This window comes from Fulverythrobacter fulvus (assembly GCF_037154085.1).
Lineage (GTDB): Bacteria > Pseudomonadota > Alphaproteobacteria > Sphingomonadales > Sphingomonadaceae > Andeanibacterium > Andeanibacterium fulvum.
This window is the reverse complement of record NZ_JBANRM010000002.1, coordinates 311601-336963: the sequence shown is the minus strand read 5'-3', so window position 1 is coordinate 336963 and position 25363 is coordinate 311601. Positions and strand designations below refer to the sequence as shown.

Below are 25363 nucleotides of genomic sequence, written 5' to 3'. Positions count from 1 at the left end.
GGGCATTCTCCCCCCTTTCGCCCGCGCAAGAACAGAAAGGAGCCTTCACCATGAGGAAATCGCGCCTTTTCATCTCGAGTTTCGCAGCAATTGCGCTGCTCTCCACCACCGCTTGCGTGACCGATCCGAACACGGGCGAGAAGAAAGTCTCGCGCACGGCGATCGGCGGCGTGGGCGGCGCGCTGGGCGGTTACCTTCTGGGCGGCCTGATCGGCGGCAAGACCGGCCGTATCATCGGTGCGGGGATCGGCGGCGTGGCTGGCGCAGCGGTCGGCTACACGATGGACAAGCAGATCAAGGAACTGAAGGAACAGACCGCGGGCAGCGGCGTGGATGTTTCCGAAACGCCCGATGGCCAGGCCATTCTGGTCAATCTGCCCAATGGCGTGACCTTCGATGTGGACAGCAGCACGGTGAAGCCGGAATTCCAGCGCACGCTGGATACGATCGCCAACAGCCTGGTGACCTATCCCAACAGCCTGATCGACGTGATGGGCCACACCGATTCCACCGGCAGCGACGAATATAATCTCGCGCTCTCGCAGCGCCGCGCCAATGCGGTGGCCGATTATCTGGTGCTGCGCGGCGTATCGCGCGCCCGCGTGGCGACTATCGGTTATGGCGAACGCTATCCGGTGGCCGATAACAACACCGAATATGGCCGCGCGCAGAACCGCCGCGTGGAACTGAAGATCACTCCGATCAGCCAGGAAGACGTGAGCGCCGCCCGCCAGGGCAACTGACGCTTACCCGCTTTCGGCAAAGGAAAAGGGCCGGCCGCTGCCACGGGGCAGCGCGCCGGCCTCTTCATTCCTGCGGCCGGGAAAGCACTGCCGCCCGCTCCGCCAGCCGATCTATCGCGGCACGGTGGATGGCAGGGGCGCAGACAAGCACGCCGAAAGCGCGCGGATCGCGCTTGTTATAGGCCAGCGGCTCGCCGAAAGCGTCGCTGACGGCGGCACCCGCCTCTCGCGCGATCAAGGTTGCGGCGGCGATATCCCATTCATAGCCCCAACGCAGGGTTGCCAGCAGGTCCGCCCGGTCATCCGCCACCATGGCGATGCGCAAGGCGATGGAATTGGGTTTTTCGACCATGGTCAGGTCGCGATCTTCCTTGGGCAGGGAATCGGCGGGCACGCGCGAACCGGGAAATTCGCGCCGGGTGCTGGCCCTGAGGCGCCTGCCGTTGAGCCAGGCCCCCTGCCCTGCCATGCCGTACCACTCCTCGCCGCCCGGTTCCGGTCCGCGCGCGGGCGCGACCAGCATGCCGATCAGGGGGCGGCCCGCGCTCACCAGCGCAACCGAGACCGACCAGCCGCTGCGCCCGCGCATGAAATCGCGCGTGCCGTCAATCGGGTCGACCAGCCAGCACAGGCCCCGGCCCAGCCGCTCGGGATGGTCGGCGGTCTCTTCCGACAGCCAGCCCGCAGAGGGCAGCAGGCCCAGCAATTCGCGGCGCAGGAAATCGTCCACTTCCATATCCGCATCGGTGACGGGAGCGCCGGGGGTCTTCTCCCAGCTCTTCACTGTGTGGCCCGCACCCGGCCATTGGCGCATGGCGATCTGCCCGGCTTCGCGGACGATCTGTTCGAGGCGTTGCCGGTCGATCATTTCCTAATGCCAGTTGAAGCGGTGCGCGGCACTTTTCAAGCCATGGCGATTGTGCTTATGCGAAAGGACTCCCTTCACATCCTTGAAAGAGCCGAGTCCCTCATGAACATTCACGAATATCAGGCCAAGGAACTGCTCGCGAAATTCGGTATCGGCATTCCGGCCGGCTATCCCGCACTCACCGTCGAAGAAGCGGTTGCAGGTGCGAAACAGCTGCCCGGGCCGCTCTATGTCGTGAAGGCGCAGATTCATGCGGGCGGCCGCGGCAAGGGCAAGTTCAAGGAACTGGCGGCCGACGCAAAGGGCGGCGTGCGCCTGGCCAAGAGCATCGAGGAAGTCGAAGCCAACGCCAGGGAAATGCTCGGCAACACGCTGGTGACGGTGCAGACCGGCGAGGCCGGCAAGCAGGTGAACCGCCTCTACATCACCGATGGCGTGGACATCGCTTCGGAATATTATCTTTCCATGCTGGTCGACCGCAAGACCGGCCGCGTGGCGATGATCGTGTCCACCGAAGGCGGCATGGATATCGAAACCGTGGCGCATGACACGCCCGAGAAGATCACCACTATCACTATCGATCCGGCGCAGGGCTTCATGCCTCACCATGGCCGTGCGGTTGCCTTTGCCCTCAAGCTGACCGGCGATCTCAACAAGCAGGCCCAGAAGCTGGCCAAGCAGCTTTACGATGCCTTCATGGCGCTCGACTGCTCCATGCTGGAAATCAATCCGCTGGTCGAAACCGAAGACGGCAAGCTGCTGGTGCTCGACACCAAGATGAGCTTCGATTCCAATGCGCTCTATCGCCACCCCGACGTGGAAGCGATGCGCGACGAGACCGAGGAAGATCCGATGGAGGTCGAAGCCTCCAAATACGATCTGGCCTATATCAAGCTCGACGGCGACATCGGCTGCATGGTGAACGGCGCGGGCCTTGCCATGGCGACGATGGACATCATCAAGCTCAACGGCGCCTTCCCGGCCAACTTCCTCGACGTGGGCGGCGGCGCCAACAAGGAAAAGGTGACGGCCGCCTTCAAGATCATCCTGTCCGACCCGGCGGTTAAGGGCATTCTGGTCAACATCTTCGGCGGCATCATGCGCTGCGATACGATCGCGGAAGGCATCGTTGCAGCGGCCAAGGAAGTCGACCTGTCCGTGCCGCTGGTGGTCCGCCTGGAAGGCACCAATGTGCAGCAGGGCAAGGACATCCTGAACAATTCGGGCCTGCCGATCGTTTCGGCCAACGATCTGGGCGATGCCGCCAAGAAGATCGTTGCCGAAGTGAAGCAGGCGGCCTGACGCTACGGCGCGCTTGCGCCATTGCCGGATGTTGCGGGCCCGGGCGGAAGCGTCCGGGCCCGCTGCGTTTCAACCTGCCCTTCCTGCCCCCCTTGACCTTGGGCTTGGGGGGCGCGATGGCAGCAGCCAACAGCGTGTAACCAGCCGGTTAAACGCGATTTCGGGAACCTTAAGGGAAGGATGCACTCCCCATGAAGATCCTCGTCCCCGTGAAGCGGGTGATCGACTATAATGTGAAGCCCCGCGTGAAGGCGGATGGCACCGGCGTCGATCTGGCCAACGTCAAGATGAGCATGAATCCGTTCGACGAGATCGCCGTGGAAGAGGCGATCCGGCTGAAGGAAAAGGGCGCCGCGACCGAGATCGTCGTGGTCTCCATCGGCCCGGCCAAGGCACAGGAAACGCTGCGCACCGCGCTCGCCATGGGCGCGGACCGCGCGATCCTGGTGCAGACCGATGACGAGGTCGAACCGCTGGCCGTCGCCAAGATTCTCAAGGCCATTGCGGACGAGGAACAGCCCGGCCTGGTGGTGATGGGCAAGCAGGCGATCGACGACGATTCCAACCAGACGGGCCAGATGCTTGCCGCGCTGATGGGCCGCCCGCAGGGAACCTTCGCCAGCAAGGTGGAAGTCGCGGGCGACACAGTGAACGTCACCCGCGAAGTGGATGGTGGGCTTGAAACGGTGAGCCTCTCGCTCCCTGCCATCGTCACCACCGATCTGCGCCTCAACGAACCGCGCTATGCCTCGCTGCCCAATATCATGAAGGCCAAGTCCAAGCCGCTGGCGACGAAGAGCCCGGCCGATTTCGGGGTCGATACCGCGCCGCGGCTCAAGACGCTGAAGGTCAGCGAACCGCCGGTGCGCAAGGCTGGCATCAAGGTTGGCTCGGTCGACGAGCTGGTGGCGAAGATCAAGGAACTGGGAGTCGCCTGATGAGCATTCTGGTCTGGGCAGAACATGACAATGCGTCGCTGAAGGACGCAACTCTCGCCGCCGTCACTGCCGCCGGCAAGCTGGGCGATGTGGCCGTGCTGGTCGCGGGCAAGGATTGCGGCGCCGTGGCCGATGCTGCCGCGCAGATCGCAGGCGTAGCCAAGGTGCTGAAGGCCGACGATGCCGCTTACGAGCATGCGCTGGCCGAAAACGTCGCACCGCTGATCGTCGGGCTGATGGACGGGTTCGATGCTTTCGTCGCGCCTGCCACCACCACGGGCAAGAACATCGCCCCGCGTGTTGCCGCGCTGCTGGACGTGATGCAGGTTTCGGACATTCTCTCGGTCGAAGGGCCGAAGACCTTCACGCGCCCGATCTATGCCGGCAACGCCATCGCGACAGTGGAATCGAGCGACGCCAAATTGGTGGTCACGGTGCGCGGCACTGCATTCGAACGCGCCGCCGCCACGGGCGGTTCGGCCGCGGTCGAGAGCATCTCCGGCCCGGGCGATGCCGGCCTGTCGAGCTTCGCCGGCGCGGAAGTCGCCAAGTCCGACCGTCCCGAACTCACCAGCGCCAAGGTGATCGTCTCCGGCGGACGCGCGCTCAAGGACGGGGAAACCTTCCAAGCCGTACTCACGCCGCTGGCCGACAAGCTGGGTGCTGCCATCGGCGCCAGCCGCGCGGCAGTGGACGCAGGCTATGTACCGAACGATTACCAGGTCGGCCAGACCGGCAAGATCGTGGCGCCCGAGCTTTATATCGCCGTGGGCATTTCCGGGGCGATCCAGCATCTGGCGGGGATGAAGGATTCCAAGACCATCATCGCCATCAACAAGGACGAGGACGCGCCGATCTTCTCGGTCGCCGATTATGGTCTCGTCGCCGATCTCTTCCAGGCCGTGCCGGAACTCACCGACAAATTGTGAGGTCCGGCACACGGGTCTAATCCCGTGTTGATTATCTCCCCGTTCCGTTGATAAAGTCCGGAAAAAGGGATTGGGAGATAATGCCATGAGGAAGATTCTCGCTTCGGCGAGCATGCTTGCCGTGCTTTCGGGCACGGCACATGCTGCTGATGACAGCGCACCGCACATCTACAAGCCGTCCAGCGCCTGGCAGGCCGATTTCGGTGACGATTACTGTCGTCTCGCCCGCAATTTCAGCGACGGGAAGGATACGCTCTCCGTCGCGCTGGAGCGCATTCAGCCGTCGACGGCCATGCGCCTGATACTGGTCGGCAACGGCATCAGGATGTTCCGTGGGTCCGACCAGATGGGCTACACGCTGTCGCCTTCGGGCGGAGAGCGGAAGGGGCCCTTCTGGCGGTCGGAGACGGCAGACAAGCAGCAATATCTCAATCTGGGCGAGATCATGATGGCCCCGCCCATGAATTTCGGACCGCCCCCGCCGGGGGCCAAGCCACCCCCGCCGCGCGAACCGGGCAAGCCGATGGCAATCCCGCCCTATGACCGCACGGCCGAACAGGACTTCGCCAAGGGCGTGAACGCCATCGACATCACCAGCGGTGTGATGGAACCAGTCCACATCGAAACCGGTGCCCTGAAGGCACCGATCGGCGTGTTGCAGCAATGTGCCGACGATCTTCTGACGGTGTGGGGCCTCGATCCGGAAAAGCACAAGACCATGACCCGCCCGGTCCAGCCGGCGAGCGAGGCCAATAAATGGCTGCCCAGCGGCACTATCGGCTTCGGCGACTTCGGCAAGCTTGGCGGCGCGAGCAACCAGTTCCGCATCATGGTGAGCGCCGAAGGCAAGCCCACCGGCTGCTCCGTGCACTGGCCCTCGCTGGAGCAGAAAACCAATGACGCAGTCTGCAAAGCCATCATGAGCAAGGGCACGTTCTTCCCGGCGCTCGATGCAGCCGGGCAGCCCATGGCCAGCTACTGGACCGTGGCGCCTATGTTCCTGATGCCCCCTTTCGGCGGGACGTGAGCCCCGCCAGGCAGCCTGTAGGGGGCGGCAGGGGGCAAAGCGCTGCCTCTTACAGGCTGTCGATAAAGTGGATCGTTACCCCGACGAGCCCGCCCACCATCGTGCCGTTGATGCGGATGAACTGAAGATCCCGCCCCACGGCACTCTCAATCCTGTCAGTCACCGTGCGCGCATCCCAGCGGCGCACGGTTTCTGAAACCAGCCGCACGATCTGCGAGCCATAGCGCGTGGCGATACCCACCACGATGCGGCGGGCAAAGCGGTTCACTTGCACCTGCAGCACCACATCGTCGCGCAGGGCCGTGCCCAGTTCGGAGAGCGCCCCGCCCAGCTGTCCCGACAGCGCCGCATCGGGGTTGCGCGCCGTGGCGATGAGGGTCTGGCGGATACGTTCCCACACGCTTTCCCACCACAGGCCCAGGGCCGGATTATCGAGCAGGTCCCGCTTGATCCGCTCTACCCTGGCGCGCATCTCCGGGTCCTGCGACAGATCTCTGGCGAGTTGCTCCAGCCCTTCTTCCACCTTGCGGCGTAGCGGATGATCCGGATCGACGATGCATTCGGCGAGAAGTTTGTAGAGCCCGTCCAGCACCGAATTGGCGAGCTTCTCGTCGAGCCCGGTCAGGCGCAGCAGGGCATTGGCGCGATCGTGGATCATGCCGCGCACCAGTTCCTCATTTGCCTCCAGCGTCATGCCTGCCCAGCGCAGCAGGCTTTCCAGCACCGGCAGATGGCGCTTGTCGGCAATCGCGGCCTGCATCATCTGACCCAGCAGGGGCGCGATCTCAAGCCGCTCGAGCTGGCCCTTGAGCCCGGCCTTGACCTGCCCGCCCAGCCGTTCCGGATCGAGCGATTCGAGCACTTCGGCAAATAGCTCCGCCGCGCCGGCCCTGATACGCGAGGGGCCGCCGCCAGCCGGTTCGGCGAGGAAATTGCCCGCCGCCAGCGCAAGGTTCATTCCCTGCATTCGCCGTGCGACCACGGCAGGCGTCAGGAAATTGGCCTGAAGGAAGGCCGCCATCGTATCGGCGATACGGTCCTTGTTTTCCGGAATGATAGCCGTGTGAGGAATCGGCAGGCCCAGCGGCCGCCGGAACAGGGCCGTAACCGCGAACCAGTCGGCCAGGCCGCCCACCATCGCCGCTTCGGCAAAGGCGAGCGCATAGCCCCATGCGGGGTGCACTCCGGTGTAATGGCGTGCCGTCAGATAAAGGCCCGCCATCGCGACCAGCAAGGCCGTGGCGATCAGGCGCATGGAGCGCGCGCGGTCCACCGGGGCGAACACGCGCAGGGCAGGCTTGAGACGCGGGCGACCGCCCGGCCGGGAGGCGGGCCGGCTGTCCGGCCCGCTCATGGCGCCCGCTCCGTCACTCCGCGGGCAAGGCCTCCGTCCCGTGGCCACGGCGACGCTCATCGCCGGGATTATAGGTCAGCAGATTGCGACGCAGCCACGGGCCGACGCGCTTTTCGAAACCGTCCGCCAGGCTGAAGCCCGCCGGCACGATCAACAGGGTGAGCAGCGTCGACAGGATCAGGCCGCCGATCACCGTAGTGCCCATCGGCGCACGCCAGGCCGCGTCACCCGAAAGCGAAAGCGCAGTGGGGATCATGCCCGCCGTCATCGCCATGGTGGTCATCACGATCGGCTGGGCGCGCTTGTGCCCGGCTTCGAGAATCGCTTCCTGCTTGGGTTCGCCGCGCTCCATTTCCTCGATCGCGAAATCGATCAGCAGGATCGAGTTCTTGGCCACGATGCCCAACAGCATCAGCAAGCCGATATAGACCGAGATGGAAATCGGCTGCCCCAGAAGGGCCAGTGCAAGCAGCCCGCCCAGGGGAGCGAGCAGCAGCGAGGTCATGTTGACCAGCGGGGAGACGAAACGGCGATAGAGCAGCACCAGCACGCCGAAGACCAGCAGGACGCCGCTGACCACGGCGATGACGAAGTTGTAGATCAACTCCGCCTGCCACTTTTCGTCACCCACGGCGTTGTTGGAGACGCCGGCGGGCAGGTTCTTCATGATCGGCAGCTTGTTGATCTGCTCCATGACCGGGCCCTTGAGCACGCCTTCTCCAAGGTCGGCCCCGACGAAGATGCGGCGCGACTGGTTGTAGCGCTGAATCTGGGTGGGTCCGGCGCCGAAACGGATTTCCGCCACGCGCTTGAGCGGCACCGAGCCGCCGCTGGCAGTCGTCACCGGCAGGTTTTCGATCGTCGAGATGTCGCGGCGCGAATCCTTGGGCAGGATCACGCGGATCGGCACCTGACGGTCCGAAAGCGAGAACTTCGCCGCGTTCTGGTCGATCTCGCCCATGGTGGCGATGCGGATGGTCTGGCTGAGCGCCGAAGTGGTCACGCCAAGCTGGGCAGCCAGATCGAGCCGGGGCACGATCACCAGTTCGGGCCGCTGAAGGTCCGCCGCGATACGCGGAGCGACCACGCCCTTGATGCCCTTCATCTGTTCGACCAGCGTCTGCGCGGTCTGTTGTAGCATTTCGGGGTTCGAACCGGCGAGCATCACGGAAATCTCGCGTCCGGTGCCGCCCCCGCCGCCTTGCGACGAGAAGGTCACGCGCGCATCGGGAATATTCTGGAATTCCTTGTTCAGCCGCCGCTCGAAATCGATGCTCGTATTCTCGCGATCGGCCTTGAGCATGATGAACAGGGTCGCGCTGCCTTCGCTGACGCGTTCCATCACCAGGCGCACTTCCTGCTGCTCGCTGAGGATGGCGGCAACGTGGTCCGCCACTTCCTCGGTCTGCTCGATAGTCGTGCCGGGGACCATTTCGATATTGGCGCGGCTCGAATCGGAGTCCGTCAGCGGCTGGAACTGGTTCGGCAGCAGGTAGAACATCGCCAGAGTGCACCCCAGCGCCCCCACACCGATACCGAAGCACCACAGGCGATGATCCCGCAGGCGCGCACGCACACGGCCGCGGAAGAACTCGTGATATTCGGCCACCATCCCGCCCAGAACCTGGGTGATGAGGATATTGAGGATCACCGCAGCGAGCCACGCGGCCACCAGGGCGCCAATCAGGATTGCCGGAATATTCGCATAATTCGGCAGGCCCAGCAGGCCGACAAGCTTGGCGCCGCCATAGCCGCCACCCACCAGGGCACTGGCCACGGCAAGGACGAACACCGTCTCCACCAGGCCCGTGGCAAAGTTGGAAGGAACCTCCGTCAACCGCGCCCGCATGGCCTGCGCCACGCGCGTATCGAGCGACCAGGCGAGCACCTTCATGTAAAGGTCCATCAGCCAGCCGCCGCCATGTTCCTGATGGCCCTTGGCCTTCAGGAAATAGGCCGCGATCATCGGCGTAATCATACGCGCCACGGCAAGGCTCATCAGCACGGCCGCGACCACGGTGAGGCCGAAATTCTTGAAGAACTGGCCCGAAATCCCCGGCATCAGGCCCACGGGCAGGAACACTGCCACGATCGAGAATGTGGTGGCCATCACGGCCAGACCGATTTCGTCTGCCGCGTCGATGGCCGCCTGATAGGCGCTTTTGCCCATGCGCATATGGCGCACGATATTCTCGATCTCCACGATCGCGTCGTCCACCAGCACGCCCGCCACCAGGCTGAGCGCGAGCAACGAAAGTTCGTTCAGGGTGAAGCCCAGCAGGTCCATGAACCAGAAGGTGGGAATCGCCGAAAGCGGAATGGCGATGGCGCTGATGATGGTCGCGCGCCAGTCACGCAGGAACAGGAACACCACCACGATGGCCAGCACCGCGCCCTCGATCATGGCTTCCATCGAGGTCGAGTACTGGTCCTTGGTATATTCGACGGAGGTATAGAGCTCCGTGATGTGGATTCCGCGGTTTTCCTTCTGCAGATCCTGGATGACCTTCTGCGCCTCGTCATAGACGGTCACGTCGGATGCGCCCTTGGCGCGTTCGAGGCTGAAGGTGACGACCTGCTTGCCCTTGATCTTGGCGATCGAGGTCTGTTCCGAATAACCGTCATACACGGTGGCGACATCGCGCAGGCGGATCACGCGGCCGTTCGAATTGATCCGCGTTTCGCCCAGCTGATAGGCATCGTCGGCATTGCCGAGCACACGCACGGATTGGCGCGCACCGGCGATTTCCGCCCGGCCGCCCGCCGCATCGGTATTCACCTGACGCAGCACCTGATTGATCTGGCTGGCAGTGACTCCCAGCGATTGCATCCGCGCCGGATCGAGCACCACGCGGATTTCGCGGTCCACGCCGCCCGCGCGGCTGACTGCCGCCATGCCTTCGATCGACATCAGCTTGCGCGAGACGGTATCGTCGACGAACCAGCTGAGCTGTTCCATCGTCATGTCATCGGCGCTGACCGCGTAATAGCCGATCGGACCGTTGCCGCCGACTTCGATCTTGGAAACGCGCGGTTCCAGGATGCCGTCGGGAAGATCGCTGCGGATCTGATCCACCGCGTTCTTCACTTCGTTTACCGCATCATTGGCATCGGTGCCGATGACGAACTGCACGAAAGTGGAACTGCTGCCTTCCGAAGCGGTCGACTGGATTTCGTCCACGCCATTGATCGAACGGACCGCAGCTTCCACCTTCTGGGTGATCTGGGTCTCGATTTCGGTCGGCGCGGCGCCCGGCTGCGAGATGAAGACGTTGACGCCCGGGAAGTCGATATCCGGGCTGCCGTTCACGTCCATCCGGTTGAACGCCACCACACCCGCCAGCAGCAGGCCGATGAACAGGACGATCGGAACGATGGGGTTCCTGATCGACCAGGCGGATAGGTTGCGAAGGTTCACGATGCCGTCGCCTTATTTCGTCACGACGCGCGGCCGGACCTCATCGCCCGGAGCAAGGAAGCCACCAGCACGCAGGACGACCTTTTCGGAACCGGTCAACCCTTCGGTGACGGCAATGCCGTTTTCGGTGACAAGGCCGGTCTTGACCCCGCGCCGCTCCACCTTGTTGCCCTTGCCCACGATATAGACATAGCTGCCTTCCGCATCGCTCAGGATAGCGCTTTCAGGCAGCATCGGTGCAACCACCGTGCCGCTGCTGATCGTGGCCGAGGCGAATCCGCCGGGGCGCAGTTCGGGCGCGTAGCTCAGCGCGATGCGGGCAGTACCCTGACGGTTCTGCTGATCGATCACCGGCGCGACCTGCCACACCTGGCCCGTAAAGCTCTTGTCAGTGCCCACGGGGGTAACCTGTGCGCTCACGCCGACCGCGATCTTCGCCAGTTCGGATTCGCCGACCAGCGCCAGCAGTTCGAACTGCCCGTCCTTGGCGATGCTGAACAAGGTGCCGGAGCCGGTGCTGACCACCTGGCCGGGTTCGACATTGCGGGTCAGCAACAGGCCCGAAGCGGGCGCGACGATGTTGAGCTGGGCATTGCGGGCATTACGCTCGCCATACTGGGCTTCGGCCACTCGCACCCGCGCCACGGCGGCATCGCGCGTGGCAGTGAGGCGATCGATATCGGCCTTGGAAATGAACCCGCGATCCACAAGCTGCAGGGCACGGTCCAGATTGGCCTGCGCGAGGCGCGCATCGGCCCTGGCCACTTCGATGTTGGCGGCACTGCTGGCGGTCTGCTGCGTCTGGACCGAGCGGTCGATCACGGCGAGAATCTGGCCCGCGCGGACCCACTGGCCCGCCTCGACCGGCACGGAGACGACACGCCCGCCTTCACCGACCACGCCGATCGGCATTTCGCGGCGCGCGGCCAGCGTGCCGGTGGCCTGGATCGCGCCCTGCACAGTCGCCTGCCCGGGCGCGATGACGGTCACGGCGGGGGTCTGCGTAGCCTGCTGCCCGGTCGATTCACTGCCGCCACCGCGGGTCAGCACAACGGCGCCGATCGCAAGGACCAAGGCCACGACAACCGCGATGATAATCAGCTTCCGGCGACGCGCAGCCTCTTCGGCATCCTGCCCCGACAGGGCGGCCCGGCTGCTGGCATCGACAGTGGTTTCGTAATTCATCTTTTCCGCCAAGTGCCCGAGATCCCTGCCCCCAAATCCGCCGCGTATTATCCCGCGAACCGGCAAGGTATGTTGTTCCCCAAGCCACCCGGCACAAACCGGGCAGCATTTCCCTTTTGCCCATAGACCCGCACAGGAGCGGTGACAATCGGCCCTCTGCCGACCGCCATCGATGCCCGACGAAGGGCATGTGGCGCGGCCAGGATCAAAACCGGCCGCGCGCTATTGCGTTCCTGCCCCTTGGGGCGGTGAGGTTAGGGTAAGGGATTCAGGCGGTTAGCTGATGAGAACTTACCGTACGCTGCCGCGCTGCACGAGATTGACGATCGCCAGCAGGATCACGGCACCGAGTACGGCAATAAGCAGGCCGGTGAGCGAAAAGGACTTCACCGTGCCCTGGACGCCCAGCAGTGGCCCGGCAACGGCATTGCCCACAACCGATCCGACACAGCCGACCACGATGTTCCAGACGATTCCCATCGAGGCATCGCGCTTCATGAGAAGGCTGGCCAGCCAGCCCGCGATACCACCGACGATGAGTGCAATGATCAAGCCCATTGAACTTCTCCTGCATTGTTGTCCGGCCTCCGTTTTTCCGGAGGCTCGTCCAAGCGAGGCTACAGCAAAGCCGACAGGTTGGGCAGGCCACAGGCTCGGGCCGCCTTGCGTGAGGGGCAGACGAACGAAAAAGGGCCGGAAAACCGGCCCTTTCCCAATCATTCACGCGCTGCAAGAATCAGTATTTGAGCTGCCGCTCATAAAGATCGCGATAATGCTGGATACGCGTGACGCGCAGGCCCTGCATGCCCGACCGGTCGACCGCGCGCTGCCAGGATGCGAATTCCTCCAGCGTCAGCCCGTAACGCTCAAGCACTTCGTCAATCGTCAGCAGGCCGCCATTCACGGCAGCCACGACTTCCGCCTTGCGGCGCACAACCCAACGCTTGGTGTCGGGCGGCGGCAGGTCGGAAAGCGACAGCGGCTCGCCGAGCGGGCCGATCACCTGCGCAGGACGGATTTTCTGGTTCTCGATCATTACCTTCCTCGATCGCCGTGCGTCTCTTCGCTCGTAGCGGCGAAGTCGATGCCACGGGCGCATTTGCCATTGGCTAAAACAATAGGGTTAACAGTCGGTTTGCCATCGCCCAGCGTTGCAAGGTGGCGCGCGGACGCCAGATTGAAGCTTCCGCAGGCGAACGGGTGATGCGCAACCGCCAGACGGCGGAAATCCCGCGCCGCCGCAAGCCGGGCAGCGATATCGCCCCAGCTGAGTTCGCGCAGTTCCGCGCCCCCTGCAGCCCCTTCGGGTGCAGCGGATTCGTCGCCGGGTTGCATGATGGTAGCTTCGTACATGAGCCCCTTTTGGCACCAGCCCGTCAAGATCGGGTAAAGCCGGGATTTACCGCGCGTTAGGGTTGATTAACCGGTCGCTTAAACGCCACGCTTTGCCTGAAGGCCGCACGCGTGTATGGGCCGCGCCATGCCCGCAGCCCCCGCCCTGACGCTCGGTTTCGATCCGGCCAGCCTGTTCGACCTGCCGCGCCCCGCGCGGGAGAGCCGGATTGTCGTGGCCATGTCGGGCGGCGTGGATTCTTCGGTGGTTGCCGCGCTGGCAGCCGCGAGCGGGGCTGAAGTGATCGGCATCACGCTGCAGCTTTACGATTACGGCGCCGCGACCGGCCGCAAGGGCGCGTGCTGCGCGGGCGACGATATTCGCGATGCGCGCAATGTGGCCGACCGGCTGGGCATCGCCCATTACGTGTTCGACCATGAAAGCGCCTTCCGCGAGGAAGTGGTGGAGCGCTTTGCCGAGGATTACCTCGCCGGCCGCACGCCGGTGCCCTGCATTCGTTGCAATATGGGGCCCAAATTCACTGACCTGCTACGCATGGCAAAGGAACTGGGCGCCGATTGCCTCGCCACCGGCCATTATGTGCGCCGCGTGGAAGGCCCTGCCGGGCCGGAACTGCACCGCGCGCTCGATCCTGCGCGGGACCAGTCCTATTTCCTCTATGGCACCACCGAGGAGCAACTGGCCTTCCTGCGCTATCCGTTGGGCGGCCTGCCCAAGCAGGACGTGCGCGCCATCGCCGCGCAGGCCGGGCTGCTGGTGGCCGACAAGCCCGATAGCCAGGACATCTGCTTCGTGCCCGATGGCGATTACGCGAAGATCGTCCGCTCGCTGCGTCCCGAAGGCGTGCGGCCGGGCGCGATCGTCCACGCGGAAACGGGCAAGGAACTGGGCCATCATGCCGGCGTGATCCACTTCACCGTGGGACAGCGCCGGGGCCTCGAGATCGGCGGCCAGCCCGAACCGCTCTATGTCGTGGCGCTGGACGCAGAAAACGCCCGCGTGCTGGTGGGGCCCAAGCGCCTGCTGGCAACCGGTGCCGCGCGGATCGTGGAGACCAATCGCATCGGTCCGATTCCCGACGCTCCGCTCACCGCCAAGGTCCGCTCGCTCGCCAAGCCCGTACCGGTGACGCTGGAAGGCCCGCTGGGCGAAGGCGCCCCCACGCTGTTGCGCTTTGCCCAGCCCGAATATGGCGTGGCGCCCGGACAGGCTGCGGTGATCTATGCGGGGGACCGCGTGGTCGGCGGCGGCTGGATCGACGGAACCGAGCCGGCCTGATCAGGGCGGCCTCAGAGCCGGTCAATCGTCCCACTTCTCCAGCACGCAGCCGTAACCTTCGCGGAAACTTGCCGTCTGGCTGGCGAGCAGGGGCACACTGGCCGTAACGCTCTTGGCCGCCTCATCCTCGCTCAGCGAGACGAGGCCCATGCCGGGCTCGAAATCCTTTTCGCAATCCGCCAGATCGCGCCCGCCGATGAAGCGGCAGGAACAGGCCACGCGCGCGCCGTAAGCCGTCCCGGCAGTCGCCTGCGCCATCACCGTATCGCGATAGAACCACGCGGTAATCGCCGCGATCAGCCCGAGGCCGAGCACGATGCGCGGCCAGCCGAACCTCCGGCGGGAGGCCTGGTTTCTGCTGGCTGGTTTTGCGGTTGCCATTGATCCCCAACTGACCGAGAGATGCACGCGCCATGCAGCGCCGCATCCTCTCTATCGCCTCGCTCGCCCTGCTGCCAGCCCCGCTGCTGGCACTGGCCGCATGCGGCGGGGGATCGGGCGAGGCGGCGGCTCCCGCTCCGCTGAGCGAGGCCGCGCTGGATGCCGTGGTGGCCAATCCCGGCGCCCCGCGTGAGGAACTGGCCCGGCGAATCGATCACCTCTTCACCGGGCAGGGCATGGGCGAGACCCGCGCCGTGATCGTGATGCAGGGCGGGCAGATCGTGGCTGAACGCTATGGCGAAGGTTATGGCGAGGAAACCCGCTTCATCAGCTGGTCCATGGCCAAGACAGTGACGGGCGTGATGATCGGCATGCTGGTGGCTGACGGCAAGCTGCGGCTGGACGAGACGCCGCCCATCCCCAACTGGCGCCGCACCGGCGATCCGCGCGGGGCGATCACCCTGCGCCAGCTGCTGCAGATGCGCAGCGGCCTGCGCCATACGGAAAGCACCGACCCGGCCTATGAGGCGGACACGGTGAAGATGCTGTTCCTGCAGGGGCGCGACGACATGGCCGCCTGGGCCGAAGCCCAGCCGCTGGAAGCAAAGCCCGGATCGAGCTTCGAATATTCCACCAACACCACCGTCATCCTGGCCGACATCGCCGCGCGGGTACTGACCGACAGCACCGATCCCGAAATGCGGCGCAAGGCAGTGGACGAATACCTCAAGGCGCGGATCTTCGTGCCGCTCGGCATGTATTCCATGGTGCCGGAATATGACCGGGCGGGCACGCTGATCGGCGGCAGCCTGATCCACGGCACAGCGCGCGACTGGGCGCGTTTCGGGGAATTCCTGCGCCATCAGGGCGCCGTGAAGGGCGCACAGCTGGTGCCCAAGGGCTGGATCACCTTCATGACCACGCCCAGCCCGCGCTCGCCCGATTATGGCGCGCAGGTCTGGCTCAACCGCCCCTCGGGCACGGACCGCAATGTGCTGTTCGCCGCGCGCGGCCCGTCGGACCTTTATTCGATGGTCGGCCATCTCGGCCAATATGTGATGGTCTCGCCCCGGCAAGGCCTCACCGTGGTGCGCCTGGGCAAGACCGACGATGCGATTCGCGATCCGCTGGTTGCCGCTCTGGGCGATGTGGTCGCGCTGTTCCCGGTCCGCAAATAGGCCGATCCGGTCAGCCGTCCTTGCGCTCGCCCAGATCGGGCAGCAATTCCTGCGCCGCCGTGCCATCCTCGTTCACCAGCCCTTCCGGGTCCGGGTGGATAAGCACTTCGACACCGGGAAAGGCGCGTTCCAGCTCTTCCTCGATCTCGTCCATCACGCGGTGGGCCTCGGCCACACTCATATGGGGATCGACCGAGGCGTGGAACTGCGCGAAATCATGCGCTCCGCTGGTGCGGGTGCGCAGATCGTGCACGCCGCGCAAGGCCGGGTGGCGGGCGACAACCTCCAGGAATTCCCGCCGCCGTGCCTCCGGCCATTCGCGGTCCATGATCTGGTCGATCGCCTCGGTTGAGGCACGCCACGCGCCCCAGGCAAGCCACAGAGCAATACCGATGCCGAACAGAGCGTCAGCGCCTTTGATCCGAGCGAAATGATCGAGCACCAGTGCCGCGATCACTGCCAGATTGAGTACCAGGTCCGACTTGTAGTGCAGATGGTCAGTGGAAATCGCGATGCTGCCGGTCTTGCGGATCACGTGCCGCTGCCATGCCAGCAGGGCAAAGGTGGCGGCCATCGCGATGAGCGAGACGGCGATCCCCTCTTCTGCCGCTTCGGTGCGGGCACCGGCCAGATATTGCTCCACCGCGCGGAACAATATCCCTGCCGCCGAAAGCGCGATCAGCACCACCTGCAGCATGGCCGCCAGTGCTTCCGCCTTGCCATGACCGAAGCGATGATCCTCGTCTGCCGGCATGGCCGCGATCCACACCCCGGCCAGCGTGGCGATGCTGGCGATGAGGTCCAGCATGGTATCGGCAAGGCTGCCGAGCATGGCGGTGGAGCCGGTCAGGGCCGTGGCCCAGACCTTGATCACCACCAGCAGCAACGCCACCGCAATAGAGGCAGTGGCCGCGCTGCGCGTGAGCTTCGAATGTTCCTGGCTGTAACCGGTCACGGATAGAGCAGGCTGCTGGTCCAGCCGCCATCCTCGGTGCGGACGAAGCGGCGGCGTTCGTGGAGGCGATTGGGCCGGTCGATCCAGAATTCCACCGCGCGCGGCTTCAGGAGGAAACCGGTCCAGTGCGGCGGGCGCGGGATTTCCGTGCCTTCGGGATAGAGGGCGGAGATTTCCTCCACCCGGTCCAGATAGGTTTCGCGCCGGTCGAGCGGGCGCGACTGGTCGGACGCGGCCGAGCCGATCTGCGAGACACGCGGGCGCGAATGGAAATAATCGTCCGCCATCTGGCCGCTCACTTCGGTCAGCGGGCCTTCGATACGGATCTGGCGGCGCAGGCTCTTCCAGTGGAACAACAGGGCGGCCACCGGATTGGCGAGGATTTCCCCGCCCTTGCGGCTCTGCGCATTGGTGTAGAACACGAAGCCGCCCAGATCGGCACCCCAACCCTTCAGCAGCACCATGCGCACCGAAGGCACCGCATCGGGCGTGGCGGTGGCCAGCGCCATGGCGTTCGAATCGTTCGGCTCGCTCGCCCGTGCCTCGGCATACCAGGCGTCGAACAGAGTGAAGGGATCGGTTTCGGGGATCGCGTCCTGTTCAGCTGTCACGCTCTATTCCTGTCGAAGTTGACAATGTTGACACAGTCCCAAGTTGAAAATCCGGCACCCCGGCGCGCGGCAGGCACGGGCGGAGCGGGATCGGGGTGGAGACTGTTCCATGCCCCCTGCCCTAAGCCCGTAATGCGTTGTAGGAAAGAGCAGCGCTTGCGCGTTCCTGTTGCATTACCTAGCTAACACACCATGGCAGACCCTTATACGACACTGGGCGTGGCACGCAGCGCGAGCGAGAAGGAGATCAAGTCCGCCTATCGCAAGCTGGCCAAAGAGCTCCACCCCGACCGGAACAAGGACAATCCCAACGCGGCGGAGCGCTTTTCCGAAGTGACCCGCGCCTATGATCTGCTGTCCGACAAGGACAAGCGGGCCCAGTTCGACCGCGGCGAGATCGATGCCGACGGCAACCCCGCCATGCCCTTCGGGATGGGCGGCATGGGTGGCGGCGGCTTCCGCCCCGGCAGCGGGCGCGGCTATTCAGCGCAGGATTTCCAGGGCTTCGGCGACGAGGGCATGGATCTGGGCGATATTTTCGAAGGGCTGTTCGGCGGCCGCGCGGGGGGATCGCCCTTTGGCGCACGCGGGGGCCAAGCCGGCTTTGGCGGCGCGCGGCGCCCGCCCCAGCCCGGCGCCAATGTGCAATATCGCCTGAAGGTTCCCTTCGTGGATGCCGCCACCGGCAAGGATCAGCGCATCACCCTGTCCGACGGCAAGACGATTGACCTCAAGCTGCCCGCAGGAGTGGAAGAAGGCACGCAAATGCGGCTCAAGGGCCGGGGCGAGCAGGGGCCGGGCGGCCCCGGCGACGCGCTGGTGACGATCGGCATCGAACCGCATCCCTTCTTCCGCCGCGAGGGCAACGATGTGCGCATCGACCTGCCGATCACGCTGGACGAGGCCGTGAACGGCGCCAAGGTGAAGGTGCCCACGGTGGACGGGGCCGTGATGCTTACCGTCGCGCCGGGCAGCGGATCGGGCAAGGTATTGCGCCTCAAGGGCAAGGGCTTCCAGCTGAAGGGCGGCGGCCGGGGCGACCAGCTGGTCACGCTCGAAGTCGACCTGCCCGAGCATGACGAAGACCTCGTCCGCCGGCTGGAAGGCTGGCGCGATACGCGCGACGTGCGGGCCAGGCTGAAATCCTGATGGCGGATGGCGGGAAGCGGAAGCGGCCGGAAGAACCCGGCCAGCCGGTTCCCGACCTCACGCCCGAGGCGCGCCGCGCGGCGCACAAGCCGCTGTTGCAAGGCGAAAGGGGCCATTCGCGCCTCTACATCATCGCCCGCCGCGTGGCTTTGGGCACCTGGAACGACGGTTTCATCCATGCCGGGAATCTCGCTTACCTGACCGTTCTGGCGATTTTCCCCTTCTTCATCCTCGGCGCGGCCGTGTTCACTGCCGTGGGCGAAACGGACGACCAGCTTGCCGCATTGCGCGCGCTGCAATCCGCCCTGCCGCCCAGTGTCGCCAATGTGATCGGCCCGGCGGCGAGCGACGCCATCGCCTCGCGCAGCGGGTGGCTGCTCTGGGCGGGCGGGCTGTTCGCCCTGTGGACCGTCGGCAGCCTGATCGAGACGATCCGCGATATTCTGCGCCGCTCCTACGGCACGCAGCACACCAAGGGCTTCTGGCACCACCGCCTGATTTCCACCGGCCTCATCATCGGCGCGGTGGTCCTGCTGCTGGTGGCACTGGTCGCACAGGTCGCGATCGGCACGGTGGAGGAAGCGATCGACGCATGGGCGCCGCAACTGGCCAGCGCGCTGGACGGGCTCGTCTATTCGCGCGCGGCTACCGGGCTGGCGATCTATTTCTCGATCTTCATGCTGTTCATCACGCTCACCCCGGCGGCCTATCGCGGGAAGCGTTATCCCAAATGGCCGGGCGCGCTGCTGGTCACAATATGGTGGGTGGGCGTCACCCTGGCCTTCCCGCCGCTCCTCCGGTCGCTTTTTTCCTACTCGCTCACCTATGGCGGGCTCGCGGGGATCATGATCGCGCTTTTCTTTTTCTGGCTGGTCGGCTTAGGAGTGGTCGCAGGTGCCGAACTCAACGCTGCGCTCGCGCGTACGCCGGAAGAGGAAGGCACATAAGGATTTACGGTGGCCGGCCCCCTGGGGGGTCGAGAAGGAAGGACAGGGCCCGATGAGCGGTCTGATGGCAGGAAAACGCGGCCTCATCATGGGGCTCGCCAATGACAAGTCCCTGGCTTGGGGCATTGCGCAGAAGCTGCATGAACAGGGCGCCGAAATGGCGTTTTCCTATCAGGGCGAAGCCCTGGAAAAGCGCGTGCGCCCGCTGGCCGAGAGCCTGGGTTCGGATTTCCTGTTCGACTGCGACGTTTCCAGCATGGAAGCGCTGGACGAGGCATTCGAGACGCTGAAGAGCCGCTGGGAAACCATCGACTTCGTCGTCCATGCCATCGGCTTTTCCGACAAGAACGAGCTTCGCGGGAAATTCGTCGACACCAGCCTCGACAACTTCCTGATGACGATGAACATCTCTGCCTACAGCCTCGTCGCAGTGTCGCAGCGTGCGGCGCGGATGATGCCCAATGGCGGTTCGATCCTCACTCTCACCTATTACGGCGCGGAAAAGGTCGTGCCGCATTACAATGTGATGGGCGTGGCCAAGTCGGCGCTGGAAACCAGCGTGAAATATCTCGCCAACGATCTGGGGCCGGACAATATCCGGGTGAACGCCATTTCGGCCGGCCCGATCAAGACGCTGGCCGCCAGCGGCATCGGCGATTTCCGCTATATCCTGAAGTGGAACGAATATAATTCGCCGCTGCGCCGCAACGTCACCATCGAGGATGTCGGCGGCGCGGGCCTCTATATGCTGTCGGACCTGTCCTCGGGCGTGACCGGGGAGATCCACCATGTCGATTCGGGCTACAATGTCGTCGGCATGAAGCAGGTGGACGCGCCGGACATCTCGCTCGTCTGACCCTGCCTGCGCCGCCCGTCAGGGCGCGGTGGACTCAATCTCTGTTCGTGATATGTTCCATATCGCGAATCGAGGGAGAGATGTCATGCGCCAGGGCGGTTGCCAGTGCGGCAGAGTGAGATACGCTATCGACGGCGATCCTATGCATCACGCATTGTGCCATTGCGCGGATTGCCGCGCATCGGCCGGTGCGCCGATGGTGGCGTGGCTGGCGGTGCAGGAAAACCAGCTGCGCCTGCTTTCGGGCGAGCTTTCGACCTATGAGGGCAAGAATGGCGCCGTGCGCCAGTTCTGCCCCCATTGCGGCACCGGCCTGTTCTATCGCAACGAAGCCGTGATGCCGGGGTTGGTGGATATCCAGTCCACCACGCTGGACGATGCCGCCAAGCTCGTTCCGGGCGCCCATATCCAGTGCGCCGAGCGGCTGCCGTGGATGACGATGCTGGGCGAATTGCCCGAGTTCGAGCGCTTTCCGGGCGGTTAGCGCTTGCTCGCCGTTGTTTGGTGTGGCTCGTCGTTGCGAGCGTAGCGAAGCAATCCATGGCCCAGTGCGTTACCCTCTGGATTGCAGCGGGGCGTTGCCCCTCGCAATGACGAAGGGGATCAACCCGCCAGCCGCTCCGGCTCGCCTTCTGCCGTCGCCGCGAAAGGATCGGGCTGATCCGGCCAGATGCCGCGCGTATCGTAGACGCGCTTGCCGATCCGCTTTTCGAGCGGGACGGATTTGAATGCATCGTGATCCACCAGCACGATCAGCACGCCGCAGGTAGCAAGCGCGGTTTCGAGATCGATCTTGCTGGCGCCGGTGCCCTGATATTCGATCGGCAGTTCGGCCGTATGCGGTTCCACCACATGGATGCGCGAGCCATATTTGCGCGCCAGAGTGGCCGAGACGAGCCGGGCCGGGCTCTCGCGAAAATCGTCGATATTCGCCTTGAAGGCGAGGCCGAGGCAGGCAACCTTTTCGCCCGGCGCGGCGTCGACCAGTGCGGATGCGCGGGCAATCACGTGGCGGATCTTGCCGTCATTCACCCCGCGCGCAGTCTGGATCAGCGGCGTCTGCTCACGCGCGCCATGGACGATGAACCACGGGTCGACCGCGATGCAATGCCCGCCAACGCCGGGGCCCGGCTGCAGGATGTTCACGCGCGGATGGCGATTGGCCAGCCGGATCACTTCCCACACATCCAGCCCCATCGCATCGGCGACGATGGAAAGTTCGTTGGCGAAAGCGATGTTGACGTCGCGATAGGCGTTTTCGACCAGCTTGGTCATTTCCGCGCTGCGCGCGTCGGTAGTGATGCATTCGCCGCGCACGAAGCGCTGATAGAATGCCGCTGCCTTTTCCGCGCATTCGGGGGTCAGGCCGCCAATCGAGCGGTCATTATGGATCAGTTCGACAAGTATCTTCCCCGGCAGCACGCGCTCCGGGCAATAGGCCATGGCGATATCCGCCACACCGCGCGTCAGGCCCGGCAGTTTGAGGTCCGGCCGTTCCGCCGCGATCACATCGCGCATCTGCTCGGTCGTGCCGACTGGCGAGGTCGATTCGAGGATCACCGTGTCGCCCGGCTTCAGCACCTTGGCCACTTCGCGAGTAGCCGCCAGCACGTAGGAAATATCCGGCGTGTGATGCCCGTCCTTCTCGAACGGGGTCGGCACGGCGATGACGAATACGTCGGCAGGCTCCACACCGGTCGATGCCCGCAACATGCCGTCGCGCACCACGGCCTGCACCAGCGCATCCAGATCGACTTCCTCGATATGAATCTCGCCGCGATTGATCGTTTCGACGACCTTCTCGGAAATATCGACGCCCAGCACTTTCATGCCCGAGCGCGCGATCACCGCGGCAGTGGGCAGGCCAATATAGCCCAGACCGACCATGCAGACTGCAGGAGCTTCACTCGAACGCATGCGGATTCCTCGCTTGTTGCGGAAATCCATTGCCCGGGAACGGTAAAGATTGAGGTAACGATGCCCCGGTTCGGCGCGGTCTGCCCCGTTCAGCCCGGTTCAGCCGCGCGTGGCCAGCAGGTCCACGATCCGCTGCGCGCTCTTCCCGTCGCCGAAGGGATTATGCGCCCGCGCCATTGCGCCATAGGCGATGGGATCGTCCAGCAGGCGGAAGGTTTCGGCCACGATCCGGTCGGCATCGGTGCCGACGAGTTTCGCCGTGCCGGCCTCCACCCCTTCGGGCCGCTCGGTCGTCTCGCGCATGACCAGCACCGGCTTGCCCAGCGCAGGCGCTTCTTCCTGCACCCCGCCGCTATCGGTGAGCATGAGGTAGGAAAGGCCGATCAGCCGGGCGAAATGCGGATAATCGAGCGGTTCGATCAGCGCGACATTGTCCAGCCCCGCCAGCTCGCCCTGCATCACTGTGCGGACATTGGGATTGAGGTGGACGGGATAGATCACCGCCACGTCGGGACGCGCGGCAATCCGGCGGATCGCATCGGCGATGTTCATCATCCCCGCGCCGAAATTCTCGCGCCGGTGGCTCGTCACGCCGATGATCTTCTTGCCGGCAAAACGCTGTTCCAGCTCGGCCAGGCCGCCTGCCAGTTCAGGCTCCGCCTCGATCCGGCGCGTGATCCAGTAGAGCGCGTCGATCACCGTATTGCCGGTGACATGCACGGTGGCGGGATCGGCATTTTCCGCCAGCAGCGCCTTCGCGGATGTCTCGGTAGGGGCACAATGCAGCGCCGCGATGGTGCCGATGATCTTGCGGTTGACCTCTTCGGGCCAGGGATGGTGGATGTTCCCGCTGCGCAGCCCCGCCTCGATATGGCACACGGGAATCTTGCGGTAATAGGCCGCCAGTGCGCCGGCCATGGCCGTGGCCGTATCGCCTTGCACCACCACCCAATGCGGCTTTTCCGCATCGAGCACCTTGCCGATTTCCGTGAGCAGTGCGGAAGTGAGTGAATCCAGCGTCTGGTCCGGCTGCATCAGGTCCAGATCGTATTCGGGCGAGAGCCGCGCGATTTCCAGCACCTGATCCAGCATCCCGCGGTGCTGCCCCGTGACGCAGACGCGCGAGAGGAAGCGGCTGTCCGCCGCCAGCGCGTGGACCAGGGGGAAAAGCTTGATCGCCTCTGGCCGAGTGCCGAAGACAGTGAGGATACGTTGCGCGCCTGACATGGCCCGCCCCTTAGCGCTTCAATGGTTAAGGCCGGCTTTTCCGCCGGACCGGTGCGCGCGCCTTACTGGCCGCCCTGCGGCGTAGCAGCGGCAGGTTCCTCGCCGGGCAGCGGAGCGTCCCGCTCAGCCTTGAGCCGCGCTTCATATTCCTTTTCGATCTGTTCGACCCGCGCCTGTTCGGCGGCGGCATCGGCGTCGATCGTTCCCAGCCGCTTGGCCCGTTCTTCCTCGATCAGCTGGCTGAAGCGGATATCGGAACTGCCGTGCTTTTCCTTGTAGGCCGCATCGATCAGCTGCGCGGTACAACCGGTCCAGCCGCCATAGCCGGAAGGCGAGCACGACATGGTGCCGAAGGCACCCACGGTCTCATAGGCTTCCACCCGGTTGGCCCAGGCCTCGTTCGCGGGCGATTCGCTTTGGCGCAAGGCCTCGGGAATGCGGTAACGTTCGCTCTCCGCCTTGCGGGCGCAGACCACGATTTCGTTGCCGGTGGAGGCCGGGCAGGGATCGTCACCGAAAACGATCAGCTGGTTCACCGTCTCGCCCGCGACCTCGATCGGCCCGACCTGTGCAAAGGCGGGAACCGAGCCCGCGAACAGCACGGACGGAACTGCGAGGACGGCAAGGCTAAGGCGTTTCATCGTGTCTCTCCGATGCGGCATGGCCGCAGGCAAATCTCATTCGCCCTTACAGGGCATGATCCGCAGTGAACATGATCTGAAGCAAGAACGGCCGCAAGCCCAGCACCCTTTGCTTCAGATTCGTTCCGACAGGCGGATGGCCAGCTTGCAACCCAGCCGGATCGCGCCCGAAAGCAGCGGATAGGCAGGCGCACGCTCGGCCCCGGCGGCAAGGGCAGCGTCGCGATGCGCCCGCTCGTCCTCGCGGAAATCCTCGATCACGGCAGCGAGTTCCGGGTCCTGCCCATCCCGCGCCAGCTCTTCCAGCTGGCTGGTATAGTGCCGGTCGATCTCTTCTTCCACCGCGGCCGTGCAGGCCATCGCGGCTTCCGGTCCGATCAGCGCGGTCGCCGCGCCCAGGGCAAAACCCGCTACCGACCAGAAGGGCTGCAATGCCGTGGGGCGCACGCCACGCTGCGCCAGCATGGCGTTGAAGCGGGCGAGGTGATCGTCTTCCTGCGCGGCCATGGCGCGGATTTCGGTGGCATGCGGCCCACGCTCGCCCAGAACGGCAAGCTGCCCGGCATAGATGCGCGTCGCGCCATATTCGCCGGCCTGATCGACCCGGATCATGCGTTTCGTATCCACCATCACGCCTTCCTGCGCAGCAGTGCCAGGGCAAGCAGGGCCCCGGCCGTGGAGATCAGGAAGTTGTAGCCCGCCAGCGAGATGCCGAACAATTCCCATTGCGCCACGTCGCAACGGATGATCGGCGCGGACATGATCGCTTCCAGCGGATCGCTGCTGCCGGAGGAAATGGAGGTGCAGGTGGTGAAGCCTTCCCACCAGCCATATTCAACGCCCGCATGGAACGCGCCGATCAGGCCGGAGGCAAGCACGGCCAACGCCGTCAGCCCCACCCACAGCCGCTTCGGCGGCAGGACGAAGGCCACAAGGCCCAGCGCCACGGCCACGAAATGGGCATAACGCTGCCACCAGCACATTTCGCACGGATAGAGGCCGAAGCCATATTCCGAGATATAGGCCCCGGCCAGCAGGGCCACCGGAACGCCCAGCGCCAGCGCGTGCGCCTGCTTGAGAGATTTGTCCGTCGCCATTCCTGCCC

Annotated in this window: 26 protein-coding genes; 11 read left to right on the top strand and 15 right to left on the bottom strand. The window is 64.8% G+C overall.

Annotation, left to right across the window (positions count from 1 at the left end):
* The first annotated feature begins 50 nt into the window (after window positions 1–50).
* Entirely contained in the window at window positions 51–743 is a 693-nt protein-coding gene (locus WFP36_RS07375; protein WP_336979263.1) for a YiaD family glycine zipper/OmpA-like lipoprotein, read from the top strand.
* Window positions 744–807: 64 nt separating this feature from the next.
* Here the strand turns inward: WFP36_RS07375 and WFP36_RS07370 are convergent, their stop codons facing one another.
* Window positions 808–1611, bottom strand: coding sequence for a 3'(2'),5'-bisphosphate nucleotidase CysQ (locus WFP36_RS07370; protein ID WP_336979262.1), 804 nt, complete (start codon window positions 1609–1611; stop codon window positions 808–810).
* A gap of 102 nt (window positions 1612–1713) precedes the next feature.
* On the opposite strand from WFP36_RS07370, the gene sucC reads away from it, so the two are divergent.
* From sucC to WFP36_RS07350, 4 genes are all read left to right on the top strand, one after another.
* Window positions 1714–2913: an ADP-forming succinate--CoA ligase subunit beta gene (gene sucC, locus WFP36_RS07365; RefSeq protein ID WP_336979260.1), complete on the top strand. Its 1200-nt coding sequence runs from the start codon at window positions 1714–1716 to the stop codon at window positions 2911–2913.
* Between the two features lie 191 nt (window positions 2914–3104).
* Entirely contained in the window at window positions 3105–3851 is a 747-nt protein-coding gene (locus tag WFP36_RS07360; RefSeq protein WP_336979259.1) for an electron transfer flavoprotein subunit beta/FixA family protein, read from the top strand.
* The gene (locus WFP36_RS07355) at window positions 3851–4780 is read left to right on the top strand and encodes an electron transfer flavoprotein subunit alpha/FixB family protein (protein ID WP_336979258.1); all 930 of its coding nucleotides are present in this window, start codon (window positions 3851–3853) and stop codon (window positions 4778–4780) included. The genes WFP36_RS07360 and WFP36_RS07355 overlap by 1 nt, the downstream gene beginning before the upstream one ends.
* Before the next feature lie 85 nt (window positions 4781–4865).
* Complete coding sequence (locus WFP36_RS07350) at window positions 4866–5807, top strand: hypothetical protein (RefSeq protein ID WP_336979257.1); 942 nt, start codon at window positions 4866–4868, stop codon at window positions 5805–5807.
* Between the two features lie 49 nt (window positions 5808–5856).
* Here the strand turns inward: WFP36_RS07350 and WFP36_RS07345 are convergent, their stop codons facing one another.
* The 6 genes from WFP36_RS07345 to WFP36_RS07320 all read right to left on the bottom strand — a co-directional run bounded on the left by WFP36_RS07345 (window position 5857) and on the right by WFP36_RS07320 (window position 13117).
* Window positions 5857–7062 (bottom strand): DUF445 domain-containing protein, encoded by a 1206-nt coding sequence (locus WFP36_RS07345; RefSeq protein ID WP_336980026.1) that lies wholly within the window; start codon window positions 7060–7062, stop codon window positions 5857–5859.
* A gap of 112 nt (window positions 7063–7174) precedes the next feature.
* Window positions 7175–10579 carry an efflux RND transporter permease subunit gene (locus WFP36_RS07340; protein WP_336979256.1) on the bottom strand — a complete coding sequence of 1135 codons (3405 nt, stop codon included), beginning with the start codon at window positions 10577–10579 and terminating at the stop codon, window positions 7175–7177.
* A gap of 12 nt (window positions 10580–10591) precedes the next feature.
* A complete protein-coding gene (locus WFP36_RS07335; RefSeq protein WP_336979255.1) occupies window positions 10592–11764 on the bottom strand; it encodes an efflux RND transporter periplasmic adaptor subunit in 1173 nt (390 codons plus the stop codon).
* A gap of 291 nt (window positions 11765–12055) precedes the next feature.
* Window positions 12056–12322, bottom strand: a complete 267-nt coding sequence (locus WFP36_RS07330; protein ID WP_336979253.1) for a GlsB/YeaQ/YmgE family stress response membrane protein — start codon at window positions 12320–12322, stop codon at window positions 12056–12058.
* Between the two features lie 178 nt (window positions 12323–12500).
* Entirely contained in the window at window positions 12501–12800 is a 300-nt protein-coding gene (gene sciP, locus WFP36_RS07325; protein WP_336979252.1) for a CtrA inhibitor SciP, read from the bottom strand.
* On the bottom strand, window positions 12800–13117 hold the full coding sequence (locus WFP36_RS07320; RefSeq protein ID WP_336979251.1) for a hypothetical protein: 318 nt from the start codon (window positions 13115–13117) through the stop codon (window positions 12800–12802). The genes sciP and WFP36_RS07320 overlap by 1 nt, the downstream gene beginning before the upstream one ends.
* Window positions 13118–13244: 127 nt before the next feature.
* Here WFP36_RS07320 and mnmA point away from each other — a divergent pair, with 127 nt between their 5' ends.
* Window positions 13245–14396, top strand: a complete 1152-nt coding sequence (gene mnmA / locus WFP36_RS07315; RefSeq protein WP_336979249.1) for a tRNA 2-thiouridine(34) synthase MnmA — start codon at window positions 13245–13247, stop codon at window positions 14394–14396.
* A gap of 21 nt (window positions 14397–14417) precedes the next feature.
* On the opposite strand, the gene WFP36_RS07310 is transcribed toward mnmA, so the two are convergent.
* Window positions 14418–14777: a hypothetical protein gene (locus WFP36_RS07310; RefSeq protein ID WP_336979247.1), complete on the bottom strand. Its 360-nt coding sequence runs from the start codon at window positions 14775–14777 to the stop codon at window positions 14418–14420.
* Between the two features lie 32 nt (window positions 14778–14809).
* On the opposite strand from WFP36_RS07310, the gene WFP36_RS07305 reads away from it, so the two are divergent.
* The gene (locus tag WFP36_RS07305; protein ID WP_336979245.1) at window positions 14810–15955 is read left to right on the top strand and encodes a serine hydrolase domain-containing protein; all 1146 of its coding nucleotides are present in this window, start codon (window positions 14810–14812) and stop codon (window positions 15953–15955) included.
* A gap of 10 nt (window positions 15956–15965) precedes the next feature.
* Here the strand turns inward: WFP36_RS07305 and WFP36_RS07300 are convergent, their stop codons facing one another.
* Window positions 15966–16910, bottom strand: coding sequence for a cation diffusion facilitator family transporter (locus WFP36_RS07300; RefSeq protein ID WP_336979244.1), 945 nt, complete (start codon window positions 16908–16910; stop codon window positions 15966–15968).
* Complete coding sequence (gene pdxH, locus WFP36_RS07295; protein WP_336979243.1) at window positions 16907–17521, bottom strand: pyridoxamine 5'-phosphate oxidase; 615 nt, start codon at window positions 17519–17521, stop codon at window positions 16907–16909. The genes WFP36_RS07300 and pdxH overlap by 4 nt, the downstream gene beginning before the upstream one ends.
* A gap of 192 nt (window positions 17522–17713) precedes the next feature.
* Here pdxH and WFP36_RS07290 point away from each other — a divergent pair, with 192 nt between their 5' ends.
* From WFP36_RS07290 to WFP36_RS07275, 4 genes are read left to right on the top strand one after another with little or no spacing between them, the layout of a single operon-like run.
* Entirely contained in the window at window positions 17714–18670 is a 957-nt protein-coding gene (locus WFP36_RS07290) for a J domain-containing protein (RefSeq protein WP_336979241.1), read from the top strand.
* Window positions 18670–19617 carry a YihY/virulence factor BrkB family protein gene (locus WFP36_RS07285; RefSeq protein WP_336979239.1) on the top strand — a complete coding sequence of 316 codons (948 nt, stop codon included), beginning with the start codon at window positions 18670–18672 and terminating at the stop codon, window positions 19615–19617. Before WFP36_RS07290 ends, WFP36_RS07285 begins: the two co-directional genes overlap by 1 nt.
* Before the next feature lie 52 nt (window positions 19618–19669).
* On the top strand, window positions 19670–20473 hold the full coding sequence (gene fabI, locus WFP36_RS07280; RefSeq protein ID WP_336979237.1) for an enoyl-ACP reductase FabI: 804 nt from the start codon (window positions 19670–19672) through the stop codon (window positions 20471–20473).
* 52 nt (window positions 20474–20525) lie between these two features.
* Window positions 20526–20957, top strand: a complete 432-nt coding sequence (locus tag WFP36_RS07275) for a GFA family protein (protein ID WP_463323409.1) — start codon at window positions 20526–20528, stop codon at window positions 20955–20957.
* 119 nt (window positions 20958–21076) lie between these two features.
* Here WFP36_RS07275 and wecC read toward each other — a convergent pair whose 3' ends face one another.
* From wecC to WFP36_RS07250, 5 genes are all read right to left on the bottom strand, one after another.
* Complete coding sequence (wecC, locus tag WFP36_RS07270; RefSeq protein ID WP_336979233.1) at window positions 21077–22390, bottom strand: UDP-N-acetyl-D-mannosamine dehydrogenase; 1314 nt, start codon at window positions 22388–22390, stop codon at window positions 21077–21079.
* Between the two features lie 99 nt (window positions 22391–22489).
* Entirely contained in the window at window positions 22490–23617 is a 1128-nt protein-coding gene (wecB, locus tag WFP36_RS07265) for a non-hydrolyzing UDP-N-acetylglucosamine 2-epimerase (RefSeq protein WP_336979232.1), read from the bottom strand.
* A 62-nt stretch (window positions 23618–23679) separates the two neighbouring features.
* Window positions 23680–24258, bottom strand: coding sequence for a hypothetical protein (locus WFP36_RS07260; RefSeq protein WP_336979231.1), 579 nt, complete (start codon window positions 24256–24258; stop codon window positions 23680–23682).
* Window positions 24259–24372: 114 nt separating this feature from the next.
* A complete protein-coding gene (locus WFP36_RS07255; RefSeq protein ID WP_336979229.1) occupies window positions 24373–24888 on the bottom strand; it encodes a demethoxyubiquinone hydroxylase family protein in 516 nt (171 codons plus the stop codon).
* Entirely contained in the window at window positions 24888–25355 is a 468-nt protein-coding gene (locus WFP36_RS07250) for a disulfide bond formation protein B (RefSeq protein ID WP_336979227.1), read from the bottom strand. The genes WFP36_RS07255 and WFP36_RS07250 overlap by 1 nt, the downstream gene beginning before the upstream one ends.
* Window positions 25356–25363 lie beyond the last annotated feature (8 nt).

What these genes read in the sequence shown, in the direction of transcription:
- WFP36_RS07360 (WP_336979259.1), top strand. Translation starts at nt 3,105, where the DNA reads ATGAAGATCCTCGTCCCCGTGAAGCGGGTGATCGACTATAATGTGAAG.
- fabI (WP_336979237.1), top strand. Translation starts at nt 19,670, where the DNA reads ATGAGCGGTCTGATGGCAGGAAAACGCGGCCTCATCATGGGGCTCGCC.
- WFP36_RS07345 (WP_336980026.1), bottom strand. Translation starts at nt 7,062, where the DNA reads ATGCGCCTGATCGCCACGGCCTTGCTGGTCGCGATGGCGGGCCTTTAT.
- wecB (WP_336979232.1), bottom strand. Translation starts at nt 23,617, where the DNA reads ATGTCAGGCGCGCAACGTATCCTCACTGTCTTCGGCACTCGGCCAGAG.
- WFP36_RS07355 (WP_336979258.1), top strand. Translation starts at nt 3,851, where the DNA reads ATGAGCATTCTGGTCTGGGCAGAACATGACAATGCGTCGCTGAAGGAC.
- WFP36_RS07320 (WP_336979251.1), bottom strand. Translation starts at nt 13,117, where the DNA reads ATGTACGAAGCTACCATCATGCAACCCGGCGACGAATCCGCTGCACCC.
- mnmA (WP_336979249.1), top strand. Translation starts at nt 13,245, where the DNA reads ATGCCCGCAGCCCCCGCCCTGACGCTCGGTTTCGATCCGGCCAGCCTG.
- WFP36_RS07255 (WP_336979229.1), bottom strand. Translation starts at nt 24,888, where the DNA reads ATGGTGGATACGAAACGCATGATCCGGGTCGATCAGGCCGGCGAATAT.
- WFP36_RS07350 (WP_336979257.1), top strand. Translation starts at nt 4,866, where the DNA reads ATGAGGAAGATTCTCGCTTCGGCGAGCATGCTTGCCGTGCTTTCGGGC.
- WFP36_RS07375 (WP_336979263.1), top strand. Translation starts at nt 51, where the DNA reads ATGAGGAAATCGCGCCTTTTCATCTCGAGTTTCGCAGCAATTGCGCTG.
- WFP36_RS07275 (WP_463323409.1), top strand. Translation starts at nt 20,526, where the DNA reads ATGTTCCATATCGCGAATCGAGGGAGAGATGTCATGCGCCAGGGCGGT.
- WFP36_RS07330 (WP_336979253.1), bottom strand. Translation starts at nt 12,322, where the DNA reads ATGGGCTTGATCATTGCACTCATCGTCGGTGGTATCGCGGGCTGGCTG.
- WFP36_RS07310 (WP_336979247.1), bottom strand. Translation starts at nt 14,777, where the DNA reads ATGGCAACCGCAAAACCAGCCAGCAGAAACCAGGCCTCCCGCCGGAGG.
- sucC (WP_336979260.1), top strand. Translation starts at nt 1,714, where the DNA reads ATGAACATTCACGAATATCAGGCCAAGGAACTGCTCGCGAAATTCGGT.
- WFP36_RS07250 (WP_336979227.1), bottom strand. Translation starts at nt 25,355, where the DNA reads ATGGCGACGGACAAATCTCTCAAGCAGGCGCACGCGCTGGCGCTGGGC.
- WFP36_RS07290 (WP_336979241.1), top strand. Translation starts at nt 17,714, where the DNA reads ATGGCAGACCCTTATACGACACTGGGCGTGGCACGCAGCGCGAGCGAG.
- sciP (WP_336979252.1), bottom strand. Translation starts at nt 12,800, where the DNA reads ATGATCGAGAACCAGAAAATCCGTCCTGCGCAGGTGATCGGCCCGCTC.
- WFP36_RS07285 (WP_336979239.1), top strand. Translation starts at nt 18,670, where the DNA reads ATGGCGGATGGCGGGAAGCGGAAGCGGCCGGAAGAACCCGGCCAGCCG.
- WFP36_RS07260 (WP_336979231.1), bottom strand. Translation starts at nt 24,258, where the DNA reads ATGAAACGCCTTAGCCTTGCCGTCCTCGCAGTTCCGTCCGTGCTGTTC.
- WFP36_RS07370 (WP_336979262.1), bottom strand. Translation starts at nt 1,611, where the DNA reads ATGATCGACCGGCAACGCCTCGAACAGATCGTCCGCGAAGCCGGGCAG.
- WFP36_RS07335 (WP_336979255.1), bottom strand. Translation starts at nt 11,764, where the DNA reads ATGAATTACGAAACCACTGTCGATGCCAGCAGCCGGGCCGCCCTGTCG.
- wecC (WP_336979233.1), bottom strand. Translation starts at nt 22,390, where the DNA reads ATGCGTTCGAGTGAAGCTCCTGCAGTCTGCATGGTCGGTCTGGGCTAT.
- WFP36_RS07305 (WP_336979245.1), top strand. Translation starts at nt 14,810, where the DNA reads ATGCAGCGCCGCATCCTCTCTATCGCCTCGCTCGCCCTGCTGCCAGCC.